The organism is Kitasatospora sp. MBT66 (assembly GCF_000710405.2).
Classification (GTDB): Bacteria; Actinomycetota; Actinomycetes; order Streptomycetales; family Streptomycetaceae; genus Kitasatospora; species Kitasatospora purpeofusca.
The window spans coordinates 969,025-975,324 of the sequence record NZ_JAIY01000004.1; the positions used below are offsets into that span (position 1 = coordinate 969,025).

At 76.0% G+C, this 6,300-nt stretch carries 3 protein-coding genes and 1 pseudogene; 2 read left to right on the forward strand and 2 right to left on the reverse strand.

The window, feature by feature from the left end:
- On the reverse strand, window positions 1-1,207 hold a 1,207-nt coding region (locus BI06_RS11060), incomplete at its 3' end, for a sigma-70 family RNA polymerase sigma factor (protein ID WP_149030331.1).
- A 335-nt stretch (window positions 1,208-1,542) separates the two neighbouring features.
- Window positions 1,543-2,610: a TetR/AcrR family transcriptional regulator gene (locus tag BI06_RS11065; RefSeq protein ID WP_063764429.1), complete on the reverse strand. Its 1,068-nt coding sequence runs from the start codon at window positions 2,608-2,610 to the stop codon at window positions 1,543-1,545.
- 532 nt (window positions 2,611-3,142) lie between these two features.
- Here BI06_RS11065 and BI06_RS11070 point away from each other — a divergent pair.
- Both BI06_RS11070 and BI06_RS11075 read left to right on the forward strand, forming a co-directional pair.
- Entirely contained in the window at window positions 3,143-4,537 is a 1,395-nt protein-coding gene (locus BI06_RS11070; protein WP_051740661.1) for an NAD(P)/FAD-dependent oxidoreductase, read from the forward strand.
- 203 nt (window positions 4,538-4,740) lie between these two features.
- A pseudogene (locus BI06_RS11075) lies at window positions 4,741-6,168 on the forward strand (SpoIIE family protein phosphatase); the annotation flags it as partial.
- Window positions 6,169-6,300: the final 132 nt, after the last annotated feature.

Below are 6,300 nucleotides of genomic sequence, written 5' to 3' on the forward strand. Positions count from 1 at the left end.
CGCCCGCGGTGGCGGCCGCGGTCCCGGCGGCCGCGCCGCCCACCGCCGCCACTCCGCCGACGGCGGCCGCGGCGGCGCCGAAGCCGCCCGCGCCGATCCAGACCAGCACCCCGCCGGGCAGCAGCGCGCGCAGTCCGTGGTTGATCTCGGACAGCTCCAGGCACGCGGCCGTGCACCGGTCGCACTCCTTGAGGTGCCGGCCGACCTCCGCCGAGGCGCGCTTGCGCAGCGAGCCGCGCGCGTACGCGCCGAGCCGGTTGGCGTACGCCTCGCAGTCCCGGTCCTGGCTGCCCGAGACATGCGCCTGCAGGAAGCCGGCGGCGAGCCGGTCGCGGGCCCGGTGGGCCTGGACGGCGGTCGCGTTGGCGGTCTTGCCGAGCATCACCGCGACGGTCTTGGGGGACTCCCGCTCGACCTCGGTGTGCCAGAGCACTACCCGGTCGTCCTCGGGGAGTTCGGCGTAGGCCTGCATCACCATGCGCTGGTCGGCCAGCGCCATCGCCCAGGCGTCGGCGCCCGGATCGGCCAGATCGAGGTCCACCACGGCGGCCGAGGTCTGCGCGAACACGCTGAAGTCGTCCACGAGTTGCTCGCGCCGCTCGCTGCGGGTCCAGGCCGCCGCGACGTTCCGGACCGCGGTCAGCAGATAGGCGCGGACGGCGAACTCGGGCCCCTTGCCCGCCCGCAGCGCCTGCAGGGTGCGGGCGAACACCTCGCCCGCCAGGTCCTCGGCGGTGAAGCTGTCCCGGCAGCAGGTCCGGGCGTAGCGGCGCACCGAGTCCACGTGCCGACGGTAGATCTCCTCGTACGCGGTGTCGTCGCCGGCCCGCACGAGCGCGGTCAACTCCGCGTCCGAGGGAGGTCGTTCGCCGTCGACGGGATCGGCCGGCGCGGGCACGGTGGGGCGCACCGGGGCCCCGGTGCCGACGAAGGCCTCCGGGATGACGCCGCCGCGCCCGGCGGCGGCCTGCCCGGGGACCCGGCCCTGGGGGAGCGCCGCGGCGGAGGCGGAGAGGGTCTCGCGGCCCGGCATCCCGGCCTGGTCCGGCACCTGGCCGGTCGGCACCGGCCCGGGGGCAGCCCCCGACCCGCCGCCGGGTGCCCCCGGGCCGGCGGCCGGACCGTCAGGACCCCGGTCGGGCCCGCCCCCGGCGGAACGCCCGAAGTCGAGGCCGTAGCCGTAGTCGTTCTGTTCCTCGGCGCTCACAACGGACCCCAGACTCCACGACAGCCCCCGTAGTGTGGCAGGGCGCGCGGGAGTGCGTGGGCGCACGATTCTCCGCCGCACGGCGCCGAGGGCGCGCGAACGGCGCGCATCGGGACATTGGCTCCAACCACGGGCAAAGGATGGCATAGCGCAGAGTTGGGCGGTAGCCGGACCGGCCGTGACCCACTCTTCCGTGGGGCCGTCGCGGATGTGTTCGCCCCGCGCCCGGCGCCCCGGGGCGGCGCCGCCCGCCCCGGGCGAACGGCCCGCGGCCGTCCGCCCCGCTCACCAACCTCCTTGCCCGCGCCGGACACTGGGTCCCGGTGCGGTCCGGCTCAGCGGGCCCGCAGGCCGTCGAGCAGGATCTGGAGCAGCCGGTCGGAGGGTCCTTCGGCGGATTGACCGTCCGTCTGCGGACCACTCGTCGGCTGCGGGGCGTCCCCGGAGCCCGCGGGCACCGCACCGGGCACCGCGCCCGCCGCCGCACCCACCACGACCGGGCCGACCGGCGGCCCGCCGCGCCAGGCGTGCACCGGTACCGACGCCGTCAGCACCAGCACCACGTCCGCGACGGTCACCCCGGGCCGCAGCTCGCCAGCCGCACCCGCGCGGGCCACCAGGGCCGCGAGCAGTTGCAGCAGCAGCCGCGGGTCCGCGTCCGCCACCAGCACCGCCGTCTCGCCCTCGGTCGCCGCGCCGACGCCGACACCGGCGGCCCCGAGGGGCCCTCCGGCCGCCTCGCCGGACACCTGACCCGGCAGCGCACCGCCGAGCGGACCGGGCGCCGAACCGTACGCCGCACCGGACAGGCCGGCCACCGTCGGCTCGAACCGCGCGGAGCCGAACGCGCTGCCCGACCCGACCGGGTCCGGCGAACGCTGCTCGGGCACCCGCCCCAGCTCCTCGGCGTACCGGAACGCCTCCGGCGGCAGCAGCCGCCCGGCCCCGGTGGACACCGCGCGCGCCAGGTAGCCGGCCAGCGCCTCCCAGGCACCCGCGCCGCCGTACAGCGAGTCGCGGGCCTGGGCGGTCAGCCAGGCGACCTCCTCGGCCGCGATCCGCTGGACCAGCACCTCCTTGCTCGGGAAGCGCCGGTACACCGTGCCCACGCCGACCCCGGCCCGCCGCGCCACCTCCTCCATCGGTGCGCCGTAGCCGAACTCGCCGAACACCTCACGGGCGGCGCGCAGCACGCTCTCGAGGTTCCGCCGCGCGTCGACCCGCAGCCGGGTGCCCGGGGACTGCCCGCCGCCCTGCGCCGCCTCGCCGCCCCGGTACGGGACGGCCGCGTACGCCGCCCCCGGTGGACCGGCGGCCTCGGCCGGGCCGCGTTGCTCCGGCACCACGCCCTGGCCGGGGTGTGCCGCACCCGATCGCCCCAACAGTCGCTCCTGTTCCATCATCCCAACTCTCCCCCGCAGGCGTCCGGTTCCGGACCCTGTCGTCGCCCGCCCCTGCACCCCCCGGTGCAGCTACGCCTGAAAGAAATGACCGATGACCCATCGCTCGTGCCGTTGGTGCCGCCCGGGTGCCGCCCGGCCGCGGATGCGGCCGCGCGAAGGTCCACCCGGACCCCGCTCCGGAGGGCGCCGCCGGGCCGATCGCTGCGATCGGGCCGGCGCGTCGGCGCCCGTTCGGGGCCCTGTCCGGGAACTACCCTTCCCCGGATCACGGTCCCGCAGTCGGGTTCTCCCGCCAACACTAGAACTGGCCGTAATGACCGATCCACGGTGCGTCGCCACCAGTTGACATGGCAGTGGCCGCGCCGCCACACAATCCGACCATAGTTCACCGCCGTTCGAGGCCGAAAGTGCGTCAGAAACTCACCCCGGCAGTACTTCTGTCCCCTTCCGGCCCCAACCGCCCCGTCCGCCACAGCACGGACGGTGGACAAGAGGGCTCCGGCGGTCCTTTATTGGTGGGCGTGATGGGGGCATGCCCGGTCGAAGGCGGGCCACGGAGCCCATCGACAGGAGGTGCGCCATCAGGATCCTGATCGTCGGCGGCGGGTGCGCGGGCATGTCGACCGCGCTGCACCTCCAGCGCGGCCTGCGCGAGCGGCTCCGCCGCGGCGAGGTCCACCTCACCCTGGTCGAGCCGCAGGCCTACCTCACCTACCACCCCCTGCTCGCCGAGGTCGCGGCCGGCACCATCGACCCCCGGCACGTGGTCGTCCCGCTCCGCCGCGAACTCACCGAGTGCAAGGTGCTCACCGCCCGGATCACCCGGATCGAGCACGCCTCCCGCCGGGCCTGGGCCGACGCGGCCGGCCGGGGCGAACCGCCCGCGCCGGTCGAGCTCCACTACGACGTCCTGGTGCTCGCCCCCGGATCGGTCTCCCGCACCGCCCCGGTGCCCGGACTGGCCGAGCACGGCCGGGGCTTCGCCACCGTCGGCGAGGCCGTCGGCCTGCGCAACCACGTCCTGGAACAGCTCGACCTCGCCGCCACCACCCGCGACCCGGCGCTCCGCCAGGCCGCGCTCACCTTCGTCTTCGTCGGCGCCGGCTACGCGGGCGTCGGCGCGCTGGCCGAACTGGAGGACATGGCCAGGTACGCGGTCCGGGGCCACCAGCACACCACCCCCGACGACCTGCGCTGGGTCCTGGTCGAGGCCACCGACCGGATCCTCACCGAGGAGTCCCCCGAACTCGCCGCGCACACCCTGGACCAGCTGCGCGAGCGCAATGTGGACGTCCGGCTGCGCACCACCCTGGAGTCGGCCGCCGGCGGGGTGATGGCGCTCTCCGACGGCAGCCGGTTCGCGGCCCGCACCCTGGTCTGGACGGCCGGGGTCCGCCCCAACCCGCTGCTGCGCGACACCGACCTCCCGCTGGACACCGCCGGCCGGGTCCGCTGCCTGCCCACCCTCCAGGTGCTCGGCCCGGACGGCCGCGCGCTGCCCGGGGCCTGGGCCGCCGGGGACGGCGCGGCCGTGCCCGACCCGCACGCGGACGGGGCGCCGTGCGCGCCGAACGCCCAGCACGCCTTCGCCCAGGCCGAGCTGCTGGCCGCCAACGTGCTGGTCGCGCTGGACGGCGGCCCGCACGCGTCCGGCATCGCCGAGTACCTGCCGGGCCCGCCGGCCTGCTCCACCTCGCTGGGCCTGGGCCGCGCGGTCGCCCACACCCGGGGCGGCGGGCGGCTCACCGGCCGCCGGGCCTGGTGGCTGCACCGGGCCCGCCATCTGCGCCGGCTGCCGAGCGGGGAGCGCCGGGTCCGGATCCTGATGGACTGGGCACTGACCGGGCTGTTCTCCCGCGAGGTCGTCCCGATCGGCCGCCCCGAGCAGCCGGACCGGCCGGAGCCGGCCGACGGGCGGCCGCTGTGAGCCGGTCCGGCGGCCCCGTCGCCGCCGCCCGCTCGGAGTACTGGCACGGCCCCGAGGCCGACCCGACGACCGCGCCGGGCGCGGACGACTTCCGGAATCGGGCCTCCGCCTGACAGGATCTGCCCGACCGAGTCATTACCCCGTGTGCTGACGAGTGCACAAAAAGTGATGATATGCCTGGAACCCGAGGAAGCGGCCGTCGTTTGAACCTCATGCGCTGGAGCGCCCGGCTCACCGGAGTCCCGTGGCGTGCCACCCCGCCGTCCGGGGCCGGCACCGACCGCGGCACGCCGTCCGGCGACGCCGTCGTGGTGCCCGGCCCCCGCGACCCCACCAGCCCCACCGGCCCGGTCGACATCCCGGACGCCCTCGACCCCACCGGCGTGCTGGACCCCCACCGGCCCCAGGACCTGCGCGAGGTCCTCAACCGCATCCCCGCCCCCGTCGCCGTCACCTACGGGCCGCTGCACCAGCTCGGCTACGCCAACCGCGCCTACCGCGAACTCTTCGGCGAACGCCCCACCGGCCTGCCCGCCTGCGACGCGCTCCCGGAACTCGGCACCCTCGGCGTGCTGCCCCTCATGGACCAGGTGATCCGGGGCGGCAGCCCGCGCAGCGTCAAGGCCCGCTGCATCCTCGGCCTCACCGGCAACCGCTACTACAACGTGTCCTGCGTACCGCTCACCCGCGACCCCGGCGACCCGGCCCCCGCCGCTCCGCAGGCTTCGCCCGGATCCACCCCCACGAGTGTCCCCGGCCAGGCCCCCACCGCCGCCGACACCACTCCCACGGGTGACGACCCCACCTCCGGCGTCCTCATCTTCGCCGCCGAGGTCACCGACCAGGTCCTCGCCGCCGCCCGGCTGCGCGAGTCCGAACGCCGCCAGCGCGAGGCCGCCGTCACCCTCCAGCGCAGCCTCCTCCCGCAGAAGCTCGACCAGCCCGCGGACCTCCGGGTCGCCGCCACCTACCAACCGGGCGGCGCCGAGGCCGCCGTCGGCGGCGACTGGTACGACGTCATCGCCATCGACGGCGGCCGCACCGCACTCGTGATCGGCGACGTCATGGGCCGCGGCCTGCGGGCCGCCGCCGTCATGGGACAGCTGCGCACCGCCGTCCGCGCCTACGCCCGCCTCGACCTCCCGCCGCACAAGGTGATGAGCCTGCTCGACGGGCTCGCCATGGAGATCGACGCCAACCAGATCGCCACCTGCACCTACGCCGTCTGGGACCCGCAGCGCCGGACCCTCGGCTACGCCTCCGCCGGCCACCTCCCGATGCTGCTGCGCTGCCCCGACGGCACCGTCCTGCGCAGCGAGGAGCAGAACGGCCCGCCCCTGGGCACCGGCGGCGGCGTCCACCTCTCGCACACCCTGCGCCTGCTGCCCGGCACCACCGGCGTCCTCTATACGGACGGCCTGGTCGAACGCCGGGACGAGGACATCGACCAGGGCCTCGACCTGCTCGCCCGCACCCTCACCGGCGCGGTCGGCGCCCCCGACGTGGTCTGCGCCCGGTTGCTCCGCGCCATGGGCGTCACCTCCGACCACGACGACGACGTCGCGGTCCTCGCCTTCCAGCTGCCGGCCGAGGAGGAGTCCCCCGAACGGACACCTGCGCTTGACGTGGTCTCCCAAGAGGTCTAGTGTTCTTCGAGCTGCCTGGCTGGGAGCACCGGACACGCATCGGCGCGGACGGTCCCGGGGCAGCCAATCCTCTGAAACACCACCTCATCCCATTACGGGCCGAGGCGTGTCGTTATT